A 1,342-nucleotide genomic window follows, 5' to 3' on the forward strand; every position below is an offset into this window, starting at 1 on the left:
CGTTCGATGCTCCTATATTCGTCAAGTGACGATTTGGGGCAGGTTGGCGTATATCTCTCGGGCTATGAATCTCTTCAGACAGCGGATGATCTCGCGTTTGCTCAGGCCTTCGGCAGTGCGGCGTTCGACGTAAGCGCGGGTGGGTTCGTGGCGACGCATCCGAACGATCGCGATGATGTAGAGGGCGCTGTTCGCGGCGCGATCCCCGCTTCGGGAGAGCCGATGCCGGCTGGAAGTGCGACCGCTTGAGGCGGGTTGGGGTGCGACACCGCAGAGCTTGGCGAACGCGCCCTCGCTGCGGATCCGGTCGGTGTTATCGCCGACGGTGACGAGGAACTGTCCGGCCAGCTCGGTGCCGACGCCGTGCAGGGAGACGAGGTCGGGGGCGGTCGCGGTGACGAGAACGGCGATCTGGGCGCTGAGCTGTTTGATTTCCTCATCGAGTGTCTTCCAGCGACGGGCAAGGTCGCGTAGGGACAGCTTGGTCGCGGCCAAGTGCATCCGCTCGGGCTCGGCGGCAAGTGAAAGCAGGTTGTCGGTCTCGGGCCGCAACCGCAGGCATCGGTTCACGAGGGTGCGTTTCGTGAGGTCGACGAGTTCGTCTCGCAGCTGCGAAGGCGCTCCGATCATCACGCCGAACAGTGTGTTGAACGCCTGGCTGCGCGCTTTGACCGCGCTGGAACGGGTGACGCGGAGGGTGCGGATCACCTCGATCACGCCGGACTTGCTCTTCGGGATCGCGGTCGACGTCTCGCCGAGGACGGCGCGAGCGATCTGTTCCGCATCGAGCCGATCCGACTTTCCGTCCATGCGTCGGGCGAGCCGGTTCGGACGATTCACCTCGACGACGCGCTCACCAGCACGGGTGAGTTCTCGGGCCAGAGCGGCGCCGAACGATCCGGTGCTCTCCACCCCGATTGAGGTCACCTCGCCCAGGCCGCGCATCCAGCCGCGGAGGGCCGCGTAGCCGGGTGCTGTCGCGGGGAACTCGTGGTGACCGATCAGGCGGCCCTGCGTGTCGATCACCGCCGCGTAGTGGGTGTGCTTGTGCGTGTCGACCCCGCCGATGACCGTGACAGGCTCCGTGTTGATCGTCATGCTGGGAGTGCTCCTTCCGTGCTGCTGAATCGGGACGGTCGGAGCGAGCCGGTCGGGCGGAGCGACAAGTCTGTGATGGGGCTTCTAGTCCAAGCTCCTATCAGGTCAGTTCCGTCCGGCCGGCACGCCCCACGATGCTGCGCCCGGGACCGGTCGACAAATCGAACGAAGGACACCGTGGTCATACCTTGGCCGGGGTCAGACCGAACCCAGCGCAGCACCACGACAAGTCTTCACAGATCTT

1 protein-coding gene is annotated in these 1,342 nt (G+C 65.2%); it reads right to left on the reverse strand.

Translation table 11 applies throughout. From position 1 onward, the window contains the following. Positions 1-21 precede the first annotated feature (21 nt). Entirely contained in the window at positions 22-1,098 is a 1,077-nt protein-coding gene (locus MA875_RS17320) for an IS110 family RNA-guided transposase (protein WP_248243442.1), read from the reverse strand. Positions 1,099-1,342 lie beyond the last annotated feature (244 nt).

This window comes from Microbacterium kunmingense (assembly GCF_023155745.1).
In the GTDB taxonomy this organism is placed as follows: Bacteria; Actinomycetota; Actinomycetes; order Actinomycetales; family Microbacteriaceae; genus Microbacterium; species Microbacterium kunmingense.

Bases quoted from the DNA above. Each gene is read 5' to 3' on its own strand.
- MA875_RS17320 (WP_248243442.1), bottom strand. From the start codon at position 1,098: ATGACGATCAACACGGAGCCTGTCACGGTCATCGGCGGGGTCGACACG.